This is a genomic window from Allobosea sp. TBD101 (assembly GCF_059817965.1).
Genome location: NZ_CM187543.1, coordinates 3,689,283 through 3,705,814, shown reverse-complemented (window position 1 = coordinate 3,705,814; position 16,532 = coordinate 3,689,283). Strand labels below are relative to the sequence as shown.

14 protein-coding genes are annotated in these 16,532 nt (G+C 66.4%); 9 read left to right on the top strand and 5 right to left on the bottom strand.

Annotated features, from left to right (window positions below):
- Window positions 1-134 precede the first annotated feature (134 nt).
- Complete coding sequence (locus AC6RIC_RS18020; RefSeq protein ID WP_499733350.1) at window positions 135-1,226, bottom strand: NADH:flavin oxidoreductase/NADH oxidase; 1,092 nt, start codon at window positions 1,224-1,226, stop codon at window positions 135-137.
- A 335-nt stretch (window positions 1,227-1,561) separates the two neighbouring features.
- Here AC6RIC_RS18020 and AC6RIC_RS18015 point away from each other — a divergent pair, with 335 nt between their 5' ends.
- The 4 genes from AC6RIC_RS18015 to AC6RIC_RS18000 all read left to right on the top strand — a co-directional run bounded on the left by AC6RIC_RS18015 (window position 1,562) and on the right by AC6RIC_RS18000 (window position 7,270).
- Entirely contained in the window at window positions 1,562-2,353 is a 792-nt protein-coding gene (locus tag AC6RIC_RS18015; protein WP_454657516.1) for an enoyl-CoA hydratase/isomerase family protein, read from the top strand.
- Window positions 2,354-2,462: 109 nt separating this feature from the next.
- Window positions 2,463-2,933: a MarR family winged helix-turn-helix transcriptional regulator gene (locus AC6RIC_RS18010; RefSeq protein ID WP_499733349.1), complete on the top strand. Its 471-nt coding sequence runs from the start codon at window positions 2,463-2,465 to the stop codon at window positions 2,931-2,933.
- A gap of 15 nt (window positions 2,934-2,948) precedes the next feature.
- Entirely contained in the window at window positions 2,949-4,142 is a 1,194-nt protein-coding gene (locus tag AC6RIC_RS18005; RefSeq protein WP_499733348.1) for an efflux RND transporter periplasmic adaptor subunit, read from the top strand.
- Entirely contained in the window at window positions 4,139-7,270 is a 3,132-nt protein-coding gene (locus AC6RIC_RS18000; protein ID WP_499733347.1) for an efflux RND transporter permease subunit, read from the top strand. Before AC6RIC_RS18005 ends, AC6RIC_RS18000 begins: the two co-directional genes overlap by 4 nt.
- Window positions 7,271-7,415: 145 nt before the next feature.
- Here the strand turns inward: AC6RIC_RS18000 and AC6RIC_RS17995 are convergent, their stop codons facing one another.
- On the bottom strand, window positions 7,416-8,654 hold the full coding sequence (locus tag AC6RIC_RS17995) for an aspartate kinase (RefSeq protein WP_499733346.1): 1,239 nt from the start codon (window positions 8,652-8,654) through the stop codon (window positions 7,416-7,418).
- 133 nt (window positions 8,655-8,787) lie between these two features.
- Between AC6RIC_RS17995 and ubiG the strand changes: the two genes are divergently transcribed.
- On the top strand, window positions 8,788-9,549 hold the full coding sequence (gene ubiG / locus AC6RIC_RS17990; RefSeq protein ID WP_454657511.1) for a bifunctional 2-polyprenyl-6-hydroxyphenol methylase/3-demethylubiquinol 3-O-methyltransferase UbiG: 762 nt from the start codon (window positions 8,788-8,790) through the stop codon (window positions 9,547-9,549).
- 81 nt (window positions 9,550-9,630) lie between these two features.
- Here ubiG and AC6RIC_RS17985 read toward each other — a convergent pair whose 3' ends face one another.
- Complete coding sequence (locus AC6RIC_RS17985) at window positions 9,631-10,086, bottom strand: MarR family winged helix-turn-helix transcriptional regulator (protein ID WP_499733345.1); 456 nt, start codon at window positions 10,084-10,086, stop codon at window positions 9,631-9,633.
- Between the two features lie 68 nt (window positions 10,087-10,154).
- Here AC6RIC_RS17985 and AC6RIC_RS17980 point away from each other — a divergent pair, with 68 nt between their 5' ends.
- Window positions 10,155-11,087, top strand: coding sequence for a PLP-dependent cysteine synthase family protein (locus AC6RIC_RS17980; protein WP_499733344.1), 933 nt, complete (start codon window positions 10,155-10,157; stop codon window positions 11,085-11,087).
- Window positions 11,088-11,090: 3 nt separating this feature from the next.
- Here AC6RIC_RS17980 and AC6RIC_RS17975 read toward each other — a convergent pair whose 3' ends face one another.
- Window positions 11,091-11,393 (bottom strand): hypothetical protein, encoded by a 303-nt coding sequence (locus tag AC6RIC_RS17975; protein WP_454657508.1) that lies wholly within the window; start codon window positions 11,391-11,393, stop codon window positions 11,091-11,093.
- Window positions 11,394-11,593: 200 nt separating this feature from the next.
- Here AC6RIC_RS17975 and ccrA point away from each other — a divergent pair, with 200 nt between their 5' ends.
- On the top strand, window positions 11,594-12,865 hold the full coding sequence (gene ccrA, locus AC6RIC_RS17970) for a crotonyl-CoA carboxylase/reductase (protein ID WP_454657507.1): 1,272 nt from the start codon (window positions 11,594-11,596) through the stop codon (window positions 12,863-12,865).
- Between the two features lie 188 nt (window positions 12,866-13,053).
- Here the strand turns inward: ccrA and AC6RIC_RS17965 are convergent, their stop codons facing one another.
- The gene (locus tag AC6RIC_RS17965; RefSeq protein ID WP_499733343.1) at window positions 13,054-14,790 is read right to left on the bottom strand and encodes a methyl-accepting chemotaxis protein; all 1,737 of its coding nucleotides are present in this window, start codon (window positions 14,788-14,790) and stop codon (window positions 13,054-13,056) included.
- 20 nt (window positions 14,791-14,810) lie between these two features.
- Here AC6RIC_RS17965 and AC6RIC_RS17960 point away from each other — a divergent pair, with 20 nt between their 5' ends.
- On the top strand, window positions 14,811-15,470 hold the full coding sequence (locus AC6RIC_RS17960; RefSeq protein ID WP_499733342.1) for a glutathione S-transferase family protein: 660 nt from the start codon (window positions 14,811-14,813) through the stop codon (window positions 15,468-15,470).
- Between the two features lie 102 nt (window positions 15,471-15,572).
- On the top strand, window positions 15,573-16,454 hold the full coding sequence (locus AC6RIC_RS17955; protein WP_499733341.1) for a DMT family transporter: 882 nt from the start codon (window positions 15,573-15,575) through the stop codon (window positions 16,452-16,454).
- Window positions 16,455-16,532: the final 78 nt, after the last annotated feature.

The following is a 16,532-nucleotide window of genomic DNA, read 5'->3' as shown; positions in this document are numbered from 1 at the left end:
GTCGAACTTCATAAAGTACACGGTCATCCCGGGCGACCGCAGGGAGACCCGGGATCCATGCCGGAACGGTTCAGGCATGGATCCCGGATCTCCGCTTCGCTCCGTCCGGGATGACCTGGAACAGCGTTGCAAACTCAGGCGAACAGCTTGGAATACTGCCGCGGCTGCGAGCGCAGATACTGGTTCGGCGCCTTGACGGTGGCCCCTAGCTGGGCGGCAGCGTGCCAGGGCCAGCGCGGGTTGTAGAGGATGCCGCGTGCCAGCGCGACGAAATCGGCCTCGCCCGTGCCGATGATCGCTTCGGCCTGCTCGGCCTCGGTGATCAGACCGACGGCCATGGTGGTGATGCCTGTGGCCTGCTTCACGGCCCGCGCCAGCGGCACCTGATAGCTCGGGCCGAGTGGAATCTTCTGTTTTGCCGACAAGCCACCACCGGACATGTCGATGAAATCGGCGCCGCGCGCCTTGGCCGCTGCCGAGAAGGCGATGCTCTGCTCGATATCCCAGCCGCCCTCGACCCAGTCCGTGCCGGAAATGCGGAAGCCGACCGGATAGCCCGCCGGCACCACGGCACGCACCGCATCGAGCACCGCGAGCGGGAAGCGCATGCGGTTCTCCAGCGAGCCGCCATATTCGTCCTCGCGCTTGTTCGAGAACGGCGAGAGGAACTGGTGCATCAGATAGCCATGCGCGCCATGCAGCTCGATCGCGGCGAAGCCGAGCCGTACGGCCCGGCGGGCCGAGTCCGCGAAGGCCTCGATCAAGCGCGCGATGTCATCGTGGGCGAGGGCGCGCGGCGGCCGCGGGTAGGTCTCGAAGCCGATCTCCGAGGGCGCTTCGACCGTCCAGCCGCCCTGATCGAGGCCGAGCTGGCCGCCGCCCTTCCAGGGCTGGGCGAGGGAGGCCTTGCGCCCGGCATGGGCGAGCTGGATCGCGATCGGCATGTCCGACCAGCGGCGCGTTGCATCCAGAGCCTTGCCGAGCGCGGCTTCGGTTTCATCCGACCAGAGTCCGAGATCGAACGGGCTGATCCGGCCATCCGGCTCGACGGCCGTCGCTTCGATGATCAGGAGGCCGGCGCCGGACAAGGCGAGATGCCCGAGATGGATGGTGTGCCAGTCAGTGGCGCAGCCATCCTGCGCCGAATACTGGCACATCGGGGCGATGACGATGCGGTTGGCAAGCGTGAGGCTGCCAAGCTGATAGGGGCTGAAGAGCTGGCTCATGACGGGACAGGGTCTCGGAAGGGGCAGGTTTCCCGCACAGTCTAGAAGCCCACGCGCAGCCAAGGCCAGTGGCCCTCGCGCAAACGCGATGCCCGATGCGTGCAGATGCACCTCGCGCGCACAATGATGTCCGCCCCAGCCTCGGGCGTGCTGAGTTTCCTCGGAACCACACCGTCATCCCGGGCTTGCCCCGGGATCCATCGAAGGGCGCCGGAGCTTTACGATGGATCCCGGATCTGCGCTGCTCCGCAGCTTGCCCGGGATGACGCTCAGGTTCCGTTGGAAATCAGTATGCTCTAGCTTCGCATCGATTATCCGCTCTCCCAGAGACCGCCATGTCCGACGCTTCCGATTCGGTTCAGCTCACCCGTGACGGCGGCGTCGCCATCCTGACGCTCAACCGGCCGGCGGTGCTGAACGCCATCGACGCCCCGATGGCCGAGCTCTTTCTGACGCAGGTGAAGGCGATCGCGGCCAGCAGCGATGTCCGCGCCATTCTGCTGCAAGGCAATGGCCGGGCCTTCTGTGCCGGCGGCGATGTCTCGCAGTTCCTCGCAGGCCACGACATCGCGGCCGGCATCGAGGCGATCATGGCACCGCTGCACGAGGCGCTGCGGCTGCTCGATTCCCTGCCGCTGCCCTCGGTCGCCTGCCTGCATGGCGCCATTGCCGGTGGCGGATTCAGCCTCGCGCTGGCCTGCGATCTCGCCATCGCCGCCGATGATGCCCGCTTCACCATGGCATACGCCCGGATCGGCGCGACGCCTGATCTCGGCGGCACCTACCGGCTGGCCCGGCTCGTCGGCCAGCGCAAGGCGCGCGAGATCGCGTTGCTGGCGGAGACATTCGAGGCTGACGAGGCGCTGAGGATGGGTCTCGTCAATCGTGTCGTGCCCGTCGCTCAGGCCCGCGGCGAGGCCCTGGCAATGGCTCGCAAGCTCGCGGCGGGGCCGACCGGCGCCTATGGCCGCATCCGCACTTTGCTGACGGAGGCTCCCGATGCCGCTCTTGCGGATCATCTCGAAGCGGAGCGGGACGCCTTCCGCGAGACGACGGCGACCGCCGATTTTCGCGAGGGCGTGACGGCCTTTCTGGAGAAGCGGCCGGCGGCCTTCACCGGCCGATAATCGTCACTTCCGCTACGCCTGATCACCTTTGCGTGCGTCGCACAATCCACTCCTGAAAAAGCCGTAATCCGGCACATGATAAGCAGGCTTACGATTGGGAGACCTGCGAATGAAGCGACCCTTGCGGCGGGAACTGGTTTTCCAGCTGGTTGAAACCTCGCGGCTGCTCCGGACCCATGTCGAGCAGCGCGCGCGCCAGCACGGCACGACGCGGGCGCAGTGGGGCGTGATGTCCCGCCTCAGGCGTCAGGAGGGGCTGAAACAGGCCGCGCTTGCCGAGCAGATGGATTTGCAGCCGATCTCGCTTGCCCGCCTGCTCGACCGCTTGCAGAGCCAGAACCTGATCGAGCGCCGCGAGGACCCTTCGGACCGTCGTGCCTATCGCCTCTTCCTCACGCCGGAGGGGCGGGCGCTGGTCGACGATCTCGATTCCGTCCGGACCGAGATCGCCCAGGACGTGCTGGGCGAGACTGACGAGGAAGCAATCCTGTCGGCGCTCGGCACGTTGGCCGCGATCCGCGAGCAGATCCGTGCCCGATCCGACGACAAGGCGCCGGCCGCTGCCGGCAACGCAGCCTGAGCGAGTGGACAGATTATGAAGCGTTCAGGATTGATCATCGGCGTCGTTGCCATCGGCCTTGCAGCCGGTGGAGCCTGGTATTGGCATGCGCGTTCGCCTGAGGCTGCGCGCACGGCCCGCGGCGGGCGGGGCGAGGGCGCTCCGGTCGCGGTCGTCACCGCTGCCGCCGTGCAGGCCGACTTCCCGGTGCGCAAGCACGCCATCGGCTTCGTCGAGACGCCGGCGAGCGTGCTCGTGCGCTCCCGCATCGACAGCCAGATCATGGCGCAGCACGTCACCGACGGGCAGTTCGTCAAGGCCGGCGACCTGCTCTTCACGCTCGATGATCGCGACATCAAGGCCCAGATCGCCAAGGACGAGGCGATGCTGGCCCGCGACGAGGCGACCCATACCCGCAATCTCGCCGATCTCGAGCGCTACAGGCAGCTCCTGGTGCGTAACGCCGGCACACAGGTGCAGGTCGACCAGGCGATAGCCGATGAGAAGAGCTCTGCCGCCAGCATTCAGGGCGACCATGCGACGCTCGATGCCGACCGGCTCAAGCTGAGCTATACCCGCATCACCGCGCCGATCGATGGCCGCATCGGCACGGTGCAGGTCACACCGGGCAATCTCGTCAATGCCAGCGCCAACAGCAGCGGCACCGGCCTGCTGACCATCACCCAGATGAAGCCCCTGCGCGTCTCCTTCGCCCTGCCGGAGAGCGAGTTGCCGATCTTGCAGGGAGCGCTGGCGGCCTCGAAGCCTGTGCCGGTGACCGCCCGCGTCCCGAATGCCGCCCGCACGGCCACCGAGGGCAAGCTCAATTTCGTCGATTCCACCGTCGACATCGCCTCCGGCACGATCACCGCCAAGGCCGCTTTCGCCAATGACGATCTCAGCCTCTGGCCGGGGCAGTATGTCGATGTCGAGATCATTCCGGAGGTCCTGACGGGCGTGACGGTGATTTCGACCGTCGCGGTGCAGACAGGGCAGAAGGGCCCCTATGCCTTCGTCATGAAGCCGGATTCCACGGTCGATCTCCGCCAGATCAAGGTCGCGCTCAGCGATGGCGAGCGCACGGCGGTGACCGAAGGCATCGCGCCGGGCGAACGCGTCGTCACCGACGGCCAGATGCGGCTGAAGCAGGGCACCAGGGTGCGCGAGCGCGCGGCGACCGGCGAGAAGCCGGCGCAGGCGACGCCGGTTGCGGAAGGCGCACGCTCATGAACGTCTCCGCCTTTTGCATCCGCCACCCGGTCGCGACCATCCTGATGTCGGCCTCGCTGGTCCTGGCGGGGCTCTTCGCCTGGCGCTTCCTGCCGGTCGCGGCCCTGCCGCGCGCCGAGTTTCCGGTCGTCAACGTCTCCGCGCAATTGCCGGGCGCCTCGCCCGACACGATGGCGACCTCGGTCGCGACGCCTCTGGTCAAGCAATTCGGCACCATTGCCGGCATCGATTCGATCTCGACCACGAACTCGCAGGGGGCGACCTCGATCGCGATCCAGTTCGTGCTGAACCGCAATATCGACGCCGCCGCTGCCGACGTGCAGGCCGCGATCACGCGCACTCAGCGGCAATTGCCGATCGAGATGACGACACCGCCGAGCTATCGCAAGGTGAATCCGGCCGATGCGCCGATCATCCTGATGGCGTTGAAGAGCGACGTGATACCGCTCTCGCAGCTCGACGCCTTCGCCCAGCAGGTCATCTCGCCGGCGCTTTCCACCGTCGACGGTGTCGCGCAGGTGCTGATCTGGGGCAGCCAGAAATATGCGGTGCGCATCCAGTTTGACCCGACCGCGCTCGCCGCGCGTGGCATCGGCCTCGACGAGTTGCAACTGGCGATCACCGCGACCAACGCCAACACGCCGGTCGGCACCATCCAGAACTCGGCCCAGCAGCTCACCATCCAGGCAAAGACGCAGCTCGCCGACGCGGCCCAGTTCGCCAACGTCATCATCACCACGCGCTCGGGCAAGCCGGTCCGGCTCGGCGACGTCGCCAAGGTGATCGATTCCGTCGAGAACACCCAGACCCGCAGCACCTATGACGGCACGCCCGCGATCGTGCTCGCCGTGCAGCGCCAGCCCGACGCCAACACCGTCGAGGTGGTCGACCGCGTCAAGGCGATGATCCCGGCCTTCGAGGACCAGCTCCCGGCGGCCGCCTCGCTCGCGCTGCTCAACGACCGCTCGACCTCGATCCGCCAGGCGGTCGAAGACGTGCAGTTCACGCTGCTCCTGACCATCGCGCTGGTCGTCATGGTGATCTTCGTCTTCCTGCGCCGGGTGGCTGCCACCTTCATCCCGGCGGTCGCGGTGCCGATCTCGATCATCGCCACGCTTGCCGCGATGTACCTGCTCAATTTCTCGATCGACAACATCTCGCTGCTGGGCCTGACGCTCTCGGTCGGCCTCGTCGTCGACGACGCCATCGTCATGCTCGAGAACATCGTCCGGCACATGGAGGAGGATGGGCTCTCCGCCTTCGAGGCCTCGCTGAAGGGCGCGGGCGAGATCGGCTTCACCATCATCTCGATCTCGCTCTCGCTGGTCGCGGTCTTCATCCCCGTCCTGCTGATGGGCGGCGTCATCGGCCGCATCTTCAACGAGTTCGCGGTGGTGGTGACGGTCTCGATCCTGGCTTCCGCCTTCGTCTCGCTGACGCTGACGCCGATGCTGTGCTCGCGCCTGCTCTCTGGCTATTCCGAGCATCACAAGGAGAACGCGCTCGGCCGCCTGCTGGAGAAGGGCTTCGACAAGCTGCTCGCCGGCTATGACGCGGGGGTAACATTCTGCCTGCGCTTCCAGCCGCTGATGCTGCTCGCCTTCTTCCTGACCATGGCGGGCAGCGTCTGGCTGCTCCAGACTACGCCGAAGGGCTTCTTCCCGCAGGAGGATATCGGCCAGCTCCAGGTCGCGACCGAGGCGCGGCAGGACATCTCCTTCGACGCGATGCAGAAATTGCAGGCCGAAGTCGCCGAGATCTTCCGCAAGTCACCTTACGTCGCCCATGTCGCCTCGACCGTCGGCGGCAATGGCGGCGGCAGCGCGCTCAATGCCGGGCGCCTCTTCGTCGAATTGAAGCCGCTCGACGAGCGGCCGAAGATCGAAGCGGTATTGGCCTCGCTCAGGCGCGATCTCGCCCAGGTGGCGGGCATCAGCACCTATATGACCCCCGTCCAGAACCTGCGCATCGGCGCGCGTTCCTCGAAGAGCCAGTACCAGCTCGTCGTGCAGGGGCTCGACCAGCAGCAGATGAACGGCTGGGCCGTGCGCCTTGCCGACGCGATGACACGCGACCGCTCGACCTTCGTCGACGTCACCACCGACCTTCAGGACAACGCCCTGCAGGCGACGGTGGTGGTCGATCGCGACAAGGCCAACGCGCTCGGCATCGGCTCCGACATTCTGCGCTCGACGCTCTATTCCGGCTTCGGCGTGCGGCAGGTCTCGACGATCTACACCGCCGGCGACAGCTACAATGTCGTGGTCGAGTTCAACCCGAACGAGCACTGGACGCCGGAGCGGCTGAACGCCATCCGCGTCCGCACCAAGTCCGGCACGCTGGTGCCGCTTGGCGCCATCGCCCGGATCGAGCGCACGGCCGGCCAGCTCACCGTCAACCAGCTCGGCCAGCTTCCGGCGGTGACGATCTCCTACAACCTGCCGGCCGGCGTCGCGCTCGGTGACAGCGTCAATCGCATCGCGGCGATCAAGGACGAACTCGGCCTGCCGAAGTCGATCTCGACCACGCTCGCCGGCACGGCCAAGACCTTCCAGGATTCGCTCGCCAATCAAGGCCTGCTGATCGCCGGCGCGATCCTGACGATCTACATCGTGCTCGGCATCCTCTACGAGAGCTTCATCCACCCGCTAACCATCCTGACCGGCCTGCCATCGGCGGCGGTCGGTGCGCTCGGCGCGCTCAGGCTCTTCGACCTCGAGCTCTCGGTCATCGCGATCATCGGGCTGCTGATGCTGATCGGCATCGTCAAGAAGAACGCGATCATGATGATCGACGTGGCGCTGGTGCTCAGGCGCGAGGGCAAGTCGGCCCAGGAGGCGATCCATCAGGCCTGCATCATGCGCTTCCGGCCGATCCTGATGACGACGCTGGCGGCGCTGATGGGTACCTTGCCGATCGCACTCGGCGCCGGCGCCAGCGCCGAACTGCGCCAGCCGCTCGGCATCGCCGTGGTCGGCGGCCTGATGATCTCCCAGGTGCTGACGCTGTTCATCACGCCCGTCCTGTTCCTCTACATGGACAGGCTCTCGGAAGGGCTGGTGAAGCTCGGCAGCTGGTTCCGCCGCAGCAAGCAGGAGCCGCCGACGATCGCGCATCCGGCGGAGTGAGAAGGGCGAGAACGCGCGTTTCCGCCATGGTCGGGCTTGTCCCGACCATCCACGTCTTCCTCGTGCAGTGCGGTGCTTAAGACGTGGATGCTCGCCACAAGGGCGAGCATGACGCTTCTGGAACGACGTCGAGGCTTATGCAGCCTCAGGCCGCGTCGAGCCCGTAGAGCGAGTGCAGCGTGCGCACCGCGAGCTCGGTATAGGCCGAGTCGATCAGCACCGAGAACTTGATCTCGGAGGTCGTGATCGCGCGGATGTTGATGCCCTTCTCGGCCAATGCCCGGAAGGCGCGCGCCGCGACGCCCGCATGCGAGCGCATGCCGACGCCGATCGCCGAGATCTTCACCACGTCGGTCGCACCCTGGATCTCCTGGTAGGAGATCACGTCGTGCTTGCTCTCGAGCAGCGTCCGGGCGCGCTCGTAATCCGCCGTCGGCACGGTGAAGGTGATGTCTGTGGTCGCCTGGTCGTCGGAGACGACCTGGATGATCATGTCGACATTGATATTGGCATCGGCGAGCGGGCCGAAGATCGCCGCGGCGACGCCGGGCTTGTCGGCCACGCGGCGGAGGGTGATCTGGGCTTCGTCCCGGGAGAAGGCGATGCCGGTGACGATCTGCTGTTCCACGATGTCGTCCTCGTCGCAGATGAGGGTGCCAGGATTGGGGTTTTCGGGGTCGTCGAAGGAGGAGCGCACATAGGTCGGCACGCGCTGTGTCATGGCGATCTCGACCGAGCGCACCTGCAGCACCTTGGAGCCGAGCGAGGCCATTTCGAGCATTTCCTCGAAGGAGACCTTGTCCATGCGTTTGGCCTTGGGCACCACGCGCGGATCGGTGGTGTAGACGCCGTCGACATCGGTGTAGATGTCGCAGCGATCGGCCTTGAGACCGGCGGCGAGCGCGACAGCACTGGTGTCGGAACCGCCGCGGCCGAGCGTGACGATGCGATGCGTGCGCGGATTGACGCCCTGGAAGCCGGAGCAGACCGCGATCTCGCGGCTGCGGTCGAAGCCCGCGAGGATGCCGGCGCCATCGACACTCTCGATCCGGGCCGAGCCATGCGCGTCGGAGCCGTAGAGCGGGATCTGCCAGCCCTGCCAGGAGCGTGCCGGCAGGCCCATCTCCTGAAGGACGATGGCCATCAGCCCGGAGGTGACCTGCTCGCCCGAGGCGACGACGGTGTCGTATTCGGCCTGATCGAACATCGGGGCCGCTTCCTTGCACCAGCCGACGAGCTCGTTGGTCTTGCCCGACATCGCGGAGACTACGACCGCGACCTCGTGGCCGGCGTCGAACTCGCGTTTGACGTGGCGCGCCGCGTTCTTGATCCGCTCGACAGTGGCGACAGAGGTGCCGCCGAATTTCATCACCAGACGGGCCATGACGGTCTTTTCAATAGCTGTCCCCGGCGAGGCCGGGTCGAAAGGTCGCCCTCGCACTTGCAGCGGGGCGGGTGTAGATGACGGGCGACAGGCGCGGTGTCAATGCGGCATCGCATAAGCGAAGGACCGGTTCATGGCGGCTGCGACCCAGCGCACAGGCTCGACGATCGACCCGGCCGAGGTCGCCCGCTTCGATGCAATCGCCCGCGACTGGTGGGACCCGAAGGGTCCCATGGCCGTCCTGCACAAGTTCAACCCGGTCCGGCTGGGCTATGTCCGCGACGAGGCCTGCGCTCATTTTGGGCGGGATTCGAAGCGCATGCGGGCTCTCGACGGCCTGAGCCTGGTCGATATCGGCTGCGGCGGCGGCGTGCTCTCGGAACCGCTCGCGCGGCTTGGCGCCGAGGTCACCGGCCTCGATCCGGCCCCGACCAATATCGCGGTCGCGCGCGCCCATGCCGAGAAGAGCGGGCTTTCGATCGACTATCGCGAGGAGACGATCGAGGCGGTGGTCGAATCCGGCAAGCGTTTCGACATCGTGCTGGCCATGGAGGTCGTCGAGCATGTCGCCGATGTCGAGGCTTTCGTCGCAGCCTGCTGCGCGGCGGTGAAGCCCGATGGCCTGCTGGTGATGGCGACCCTCAACCGCACGCTGAAATCCTATGCGCTCGCGATCGTCGGTGCCGAATACGTGCTGCGCTGGCTGCCGAAGGGCACGCATGATTGGGAGAAGTTCGTGACGCCGGCCGAGCTCGGCGGCGCCATCGAGGGCAACGGCTTCACGATCGGCACGCAGACCGGCGTGGTCTTCAACCCGCTGACCGGCCGCTGGAGCGCTTCGCGTGACATGGACGTGAACTACATGCTCGCCGCCAGCCGCAGCGGCCGAGGGTAGGTTGCCTGACCGCCGATCGGAGTGATTTCGAGCGCGACGCTTGTCAGCAATGATCCAGCAAAAGCCCGACCAATCTGGCGCTCATTCCTTCTGCCCGCCCAGCTTCTCGCTCGCCGCGGTTATCCGTCCCAGAAGATCGGCCGGGAAGAATTCCGCGATCCGGGCCTGAGCGTCTCGCCAGGCCGGCAGCGCGCCTTGAAGGCGCCTGAGCCCTTCTTCCGTCAGCCAGACGGCGCGGCGGCGCAGGTCCTTCTCCACTGTCGCGATCTCGATCAGCCCGTCGCGCTCCAGCCCTCGCAGGTTGCGCGATAGCGTCGAGGGATCGAGCCCGGCCCGTGCGGCCAGCGCCGCCATGCGGTCATCGGCGCTCGTCGCGATCTGGGCCATCAATCCGACCTGGGCGAGGCTGAGACCGCTATCCCGCAGCGCTTCGTCGTGAAGCAGCGTCACGCGGCGTGCGGCCTGGCGCAGGCTTAAGCCTGCGCAGCCGGCCGCCAGCGCCCGCAATTCCCAACGAAATCCGCTTGTCTCTTTCATGGCGAATCTGAATTTACATGTAGATGCAATAATTGCATATACATCTAATTGCTATCAGGGGACCTGCCATGCCCATCGACATCCTGAGCCGTATCGGCGGCACCACGCTCTTGCCGCTGCGCCGGATCGTGCCGGTGAATGGCGCGCGCGTCCTGCTCAAGCTCGAGAGCGAAAACCCGACCGGCAGCATGAAGGACCGGATGGCTCTGGCGATGATCGAGGCGGCCGAGCGCGACGGGCGGCTCCAGCCGGGCGGCAGCGTCGTCGAGTATACCGGTGGCAGCACCGGCGTTTCGCTCGCGCAGGTCTGTGCGGTGAAGGGCTATCGCCTGCACATCGTCACCTCCGACGCCTTCGCCCGCGAGAAGCTGACCCATATGCGCCTGCTCGGGGCCGAGCTGACGATCATTCCAAGCGAATCCGGACGCATGACCGAAAAACTGACCAAGGACATGATCGAGGCAGCCCGCGTCACCGCGGCCGAGACGGGCGCCTTCTGGACCGACCAGATGCGCAACACCGACCAGCTCGCGGCTTATGACCGGCTGGCGGACGAGATCTGGGAGCAGACCGGCGGTCGCATCTGCGGCTTCGTGCAGAGCGTCGGCACGGCCGCGTCGCTGCGCGGGACGGGAGAGGCGCTGCTCCGGCGCGACCCGAAGATCGCCCTGATGGCGGTCGAGCCGGCCGAATCGGCCGTGCTCTCGGGTGGCCCGACCGGCGCGCACAAGATCGACGGCATCGGCGCGGGCTATGTCGTGCCGCTCTGGCGGGCCGATCTCGTCGACGCCATCGAGCCGGTTTCGACGGCCGAGGCGACGGCGATGGCATTGCGTCTCGCGCGGGAGGAGGGGTTGTTCGCGGGAACCTCGACCGGCGGCAATGTTGTTGCCGCTTTGCGGCTGGCCGAGCGCCTCGGCCCTAGCGCGACCGTCGTCACGCTGATGTGCGATACCGGGATGAAGTACCTGAACAGCTTCGCGGCCGCGCTCGCGCACTGATGCTCACGGCCGGATGACGGCCATCCCGATCAGCAGCAGCAGACCGGAGCCCGTCGCGATCGCTGCGCGCACGGCCTCGGCCGGAAAGCGCGTGGGAATGCCGTAGCGATGCCACAACCAGGCGCCGGCGAAGGCACCGACAAGCGCGATGCCGGCGTTGAACATCACGCCGAAACCGCCATCGTCGAGCAGCAGGTCGGCGAGCCAGCCGATCAAAAGGGCGCTGAGCCAGATCATCGCCATGACGATGATCGCGGACAGCATGGACATATCGGGCAGGCCGACGAGCTTCAGCAGACCGGGCATCGCTTCTCCTCGGTGCCGCACGGAAGGCCAGCGTTGCAGCAAACGATGAAGAAAGCGCAAGCGCCGGAAAGAAAGTGTTTTGCGCTGCGGTGTGATTCCTTAGGTTAATGGCGCAGCGCAACATATGGTGCATGATCGGCGTCCCAGTCCGATGCTGAGCTCCGGGCCGGGCAACGACGGAAGAGAGCAGGGAGACGACCATGTCGAAGTCGCAGGCCGCCGTGAAGCCGCTCAAGGATCTCTACGAGCTCGACGAATTGCCGCCGCTCGGTCATGTCCCGGAGAAGATGTATGCATGGGCGATCCGGCGCGAGCGCCACGGGGCGCCGCAGGAGAGCTTCCAGGTCGAGGTCGTGCCGACATGGTCGATCGGCGAGGAGGAGGTGCTACTTCTCGTGATGGCTGGCGGCGTCAACTATAACGGCATCTGGGCCGGCCTCGGCCAGCCGATCTCGCCCTTCGACGTCCACAAGGCGCCCTTCCATGTCGCCGGCTCCGATGCTGCGGGCATCGTCTGGGCCGTCGGCTCCAAGGTGAAGCGCTGGAAGGTCGGCGACGAGGTCATCGTCCATTGCAACCAGGATGACGGCGACGATGAGGAGTGCAATGGCGGCGATCCGATGTTCTCGGCCACCCAGCGCATCTGGGGCTACGAGACGCCGGATGGCTCCTTCGCCCAGTTCTGCCGGGTGCAGTCGCGCCAGCTCATGCACAAGCCGAAGCACCTCGCCTGGGAGGAGGCCGCCTGCTACACGCTGACGCTGGCCACCGCTTATCGCATGCTGTTCGGCCACGCCCCGCACACCATCAAGCCCGGCGACAACGTGCTCGTCTGGGGCGCCTCGGGCGGCCTCGGCGTCTTCGGCGTGCAGCTCTGCGCGGCCTCCGGCGCCAATGCCATCGGCGTGATCTCGGACGAGACCAAGCGCGACTACGTGCTCGGCCTCGGCGCCAAGGGCGTCATCAACCGCAAGGATTTCAACTGCTGGGGCCAGATGCCCAAGGTCAACTCGCCCGAATACAATGAATGGACCAAGGAGGCCCGCAAGTTCGGCAAGGCGATCTGGGACATCACCGGCAAGAAGGATGTCGACATCGTCTTCGAGCATCCGGGCGAGGCGACTTTCCCGGTCTCCTGCCTCGTCGCCAAGCGCGGTGGCATGGTGGTGTTCTGCGCGGGCACCTCGGGCTTCAACATCACCTTCGACGCCCGCTATGTCTGGATGCGGCAGAAGCGCGTCCAAGGCTCGCATTTCGCCCATCTCAAGCAGGCCAGTGCCGCCAACCAGTTCGTGATCGACCGGCGCATCGACCCCTGCATGTCCGAGGTCTTCCCGTGGGACAAGATCCCCTTCGCCCATCACAAGATGTGGAAGAACGAGCATGCGCCGGGCAACATGTCGGTGCTGGTCTATGCGCCGCGCACGGGCCTCAGGACCTATGAGGATGTCGCCGAGGCGCTGGCCGGCTGAGACCTCGTGAGCACGACGTTGTTCCAGCCGTCGTCATGCTCGCCCTTGTGGCGAGCATCCACGTCTTGAACACCGCAGGGGCCGAAAGAAGACGTGGATGGTCGGGACAAGCCCGACCATGACGAAGAAGCCCCGTGTCTATGGGGGCGGGATTGATACCGCAGGCTGCTCCGGTATGACAGCGCGGCTCAGGCGGCCCGCTCGCCGGCATTCACCGCTTCCATGCGGTGCAGGAAAGCGTCGACCGACGTGGTCAGCGATCCCGCCACTTCGGCCATGATCTCGGCCGCCTGCCGGGCCTTCTCGATCTCGGTCTTGGTCTCGCCCACGGCGTTGTAGGCCTGTTCGACGCGCTCGGTCGCTTGACGGCTATGATCGGCGGCGGAATCGATGTTGCTCGACATCGCGGCGGTCGATGCCCGCTGCTCCTCGACCGCGGAAACGATGGCATGCGTGACGTCATGGACGTCGAGCACGGCCTGCCGGATCGCCTCGATCGACCGCGTCACATTGGCGGCCGATGCGCCGATCGCGCCGATCCGGGTGATGATCTCGTTGCTGGCCTCCGTCGTCTGCGCGGCCAGGCCCTTGACCTCGGCGGCGACGACGGAGAAGCCGCGCCCGGCCTCGCCGGCACGCGCCGCCTCGATTGTCGCGTTCAGGGCGAGCAGGTTGGTGCGCCCGGCGATCGCCTGGATCATCTCGACGATTCCGGCGATGCCCTGCATCAGCGCGGAAAGCTGTGCGATGTCGGCCATCGCCGTCGCGCTGACCGAGACGGTGTCGCTGATCACCGCGCCGGCGCGATAGGTCCGCTCGCCGATCAGGGCGATCGCGTCGTTGAGATGGCCGGTGCTGGCGGCGATGGCATCGATCTCGCCGGTCGCGCTCGTCGCCGCATTCCGGGCGGCGCCGGCCTGGCTCGCCGTCGTTTCCGCTGTGCCGGAGAGCGAGGCAGCGCTGGCGGCGATGCCCTGTGTCTCGCGTCGGACGATCGTCTGAAAGCCGGCCATCGACTGGCGGAAGGTCGCCACGATCTCCATCAACTCGTCGTGCCGGCGGCTCGTTTCGTCGCGCTCCGCCAGGGCGTTCTGCTGGAGTTCGGCACGCTCCCGGCTGCTTTCGATCGCGGCATTGCGGCCGCGTACTGCCTCGGTCAATGTCGCGCCATAGGCCGTGACGTGGCGGGTCATGAACACGAGGTAGAGAGCGAGCAGGATGGCGGCCGTCGCGGCCGTGCCGACGGAAAACTGGGCGAAGGCCAGGACGGTGGTTGCGGCGAGCGTGAGGCCGTAAGTCAGGGCTGCGCGCGGCACGACAACGAAGCGGGTCATGCCGCTGGCGATCATGCCGGTGATGACGAGGCCGATCGCGATGTTTTCCCGCGGATCGGCAGTTTCTCCCGCGACCCAGGGCAGCGCGCCCCAAATCAGCCCGAGTATCGGCGCGCGCAGATGCACGATCCGCATCGGCCAGGGTGAACGCTCGTGAAGCCGGGTGCGCGAGGCGGCAATGTCGAGGCCCATCGACAATGAATAGGCCAGCGTCACCCCAACCCAGCCGACCAGAGCAGGCACGCGATCGGGCCGCCACAGCATGGCTGCTACGGCAACCACGGCTGCAAAGTTCAGGATCGCGGAGGCGAACGCGTTGCGCGCGAAGGTAACGAAGCCTTCGTGCTCGCTGTTCAGCAACTCTGCGCTGGCGGTGGGAAAAGGATGAGAAGCGTGCGGCATCGTGAAGATTTTCGGTCGCAAACGACATTGCCCACAGTGCATTGAGGATTGGTTGACGAAGCGGAAAGGCAGGCGTCGTTTTTTGTTAAGGATTGCGGCTGACCGCGTTGGTCCGCTCCCGGAGGCGTCGGGTCGGAGTGATAACTGATTGCAATCTGCAATCAGTTTGCCTATGCAGGGGGCAGCCAAGGCCCGTGCAGGAGGCTCCCGTGTCGCTCACGCTCTACGCCCATCCGTTTTCGTCGTATTGTCAGAAGGTCATCGTGGCGCTCTACGAGAACGCGACGCCCTTCACCTCCCGCCAGCTCAGCCTGGATGATCCCGAGGCGGGCGTTGAGTGGGCCAAGCTCTGGCCGATGAAGCACATGCCGGTGCTTGTCGATGGCGAGACGCCCGTCGTCGAGTCGAGCATCATCATCGAGCATCTCGGCCTGTTTCATCCGGGGCCGGTCCAGCTGGTGCCGGCTGACGCGAAACAGGCGCTCGGCGTGCGGATGATGGACCGCTTCTTCGACAACTACGTGATGACGCAGATGCAGGCGATCGTCTTCGATCATCTGCGTCCGGCCGATGCCCGCGATCCCTTCGGCGTCGCCAGGGCGCGCGCGAAGCTGGACGACGCCTATCGCTGGCTGGATGGCACGCTCGCCGGACGGCGCTGGGCCAGCGGCGACGCTTTCAGTCTTGCCGATTGCGCGGCGGCCCCCTCGCTGTTCTATGCCGACTGGGTCCATGAGATCGACGCCGCCTTCGGCAATCTTCGCGCCTACCGGGCTAGGTTGCTGGCGCGGCCGTCCTTCGCGCGCGCCGTCGAGGAGGCGAGACCCTTCCGCAAGCTGTTCCCGCCGGGCGCGCCCGACCGCGATTGAGGCTGACATCGACGATGGAAGCATGGGGCAGGCGCGCCGGCGCTCTGTCGGCGACGGCTGATCGGCGTTAGAGACGGTGAAGTCCGGCGGTTTCAGGTGCCAATGTCTTCGCCTCTCATCCTGCGCGCGATCCCGCTGCTCTTCACCTTCCTCTGGTCCACGGGCTGGGTGGTCGCCGGCTATTCGGCCCGTCACGCCGACGCCCTGACTTTCCTCGTCGTGCGCTTCTCCAGCGCCGCCGCGCTGCTGACCCTGATCGCGCTTGCGACCGGGGCGCCCTGGCCGCGCAGCCGCCGGGCCGTCATCGACGTGGCGATCACCGGCATCCTGCTGCACGGGATCTACCTCGCCGGCGTCTGGTGGGCGGTGCGCCACGGCCTGCCGGCCGGCATCTCCGGCCTGATCGCCGGCTTGCAGCCGATCCTGACCGCACTCTTCGCGCCGGCTCTCGTCGGCGAGCGCATTTCGGGCCTGCGCTGGCTCGGCATCGCCTGTGGTTTCCTCGGCATCGCGCTGGTGTTGGAGCCGCAGCTTGCCAATGTCGAGCCGGCGGCGCTCTGGGGCATCGCGGTGCCGATGCTGATCAATATCGGCGGCATGTTCGCGGTGACCGCCGGTTCCTTCTACCAGAAGGCGCGCGTCGTCTCCGGCGACCTGCGCACGATCACCGCGATCCAGTATGTCGCGGCCGGCCTCGTCGTGCTGCCCTTCGCCGTCGCCTTCGAGCCGATGCGGATCGACTGGAACCTGACCATGCTGCTCGTGCTGGCCTGGTCGGTGATCGTGCTCTCGATCGGCAGCATCTGGCTCTATCTGTTCATGCTCCGGCGCGGCGAAGTCTCGCGCATCGTCACCTTCCTCTACCTCGTGCCGGCGCTTGTGGCGGTCGAGGCCTGGCTGCTCTTCGGGGAGACGCTGACCCCGCTCCAGATCGGCGGCATGGCCGTGACGATCCTTGGTGTCGTCCTCGCCAGCCGTAAATAGCTTCTCCCCAAAAAGGAGGGTTTCGGTTTCGCTTGATCTCCCCTTATGCTGCGTCGCAACAAAGGGAGGGTCGAAGAC

Coding starts and splice junctions, on each gene's coding strand:
- AC6RIC_RS18020 (WP_499733350.1), bottom strand. CDS start 1,226: ATGAGCCAGCTCTTCAGCCCCTATCAGCTTGGCAGCCTCACGCTTGCC.
- AC6RIC_RS18015 (WP_454657516.1), top strand. CDS start 1,562: ATGTCCGACGCTTCCGATTCGGTTCAGCTCACCCGTGACGGCGGCGTC.
- AC6RIC_RS18010 (WP_499733349.1), top strand. CDS start 2,463: ATGAAGCGACCCTTGCGGCGGGAACTGGTTTTCCAGCTGGTTGAAACC.
- AC6RIC_RS18005 (WP_499733348.1), top strand. CDS start 2,949: ATGAAGCGTTCAGGATTGATCATCGGCGTCGTTGCCATCGGCCTTGCA.
- AC6RIC_RS18000 (WP_499733347.1), top strand. CDS start 4,139: ATGAACGTCTCCGCCTTTTGCATCCGCCACCCGGTCGCGACCATCCTG.
- AC6RIC_RS17995 (WP_499733346.1), bottom strand. CDS start 8,654: ATGGCCCGTCTGGTGATGAAATTCGGCGGCACCTCTGTCGCCACTGTC.
- ubiG (WP_454657511.1), top strand. CDS start 8,788: ATGGCGGCTGCGACCCAGCGCACAGGCTCGACGATCGACCCGGCCGAG.
- AC6RIC_RS17985 (WP_499733345.1), bottom strand. CDS start 10,086: ATGAAAGAGACAAGCGGATTTCGTTGGGAATTGCGGGCGCTGGCGGCC.
- AC6RIC_RS17980 (WP_499733344.1), top strand. CDS start 10,155: ATGCCCATCGACATCCTGAGCCGTATCGGCGGCACCACGCTCTTGCCG.
- AC6RIC_RS17975 (WP_454657508.1), bottom strand. CDS start 11,393: ATGCCCGGTCTGCTGAAGCTCGTCGGCCTGCCCGATATGTCCATGCTG.
- ccrA (WP_454657507.1), top strand. CDS start 11,594: ATGTCGAAGTCGCAGGCCGCCGTGAAGCCGCTCAAGGATCTCTACGAG.
- AC6RIC_RS17955 (WP_499733341.1), top strand. CDS start 15,573: ATGTCTTCGCCTCTCATCCTGCGCGCGATCCCGCTGCTCTTCACCTTC.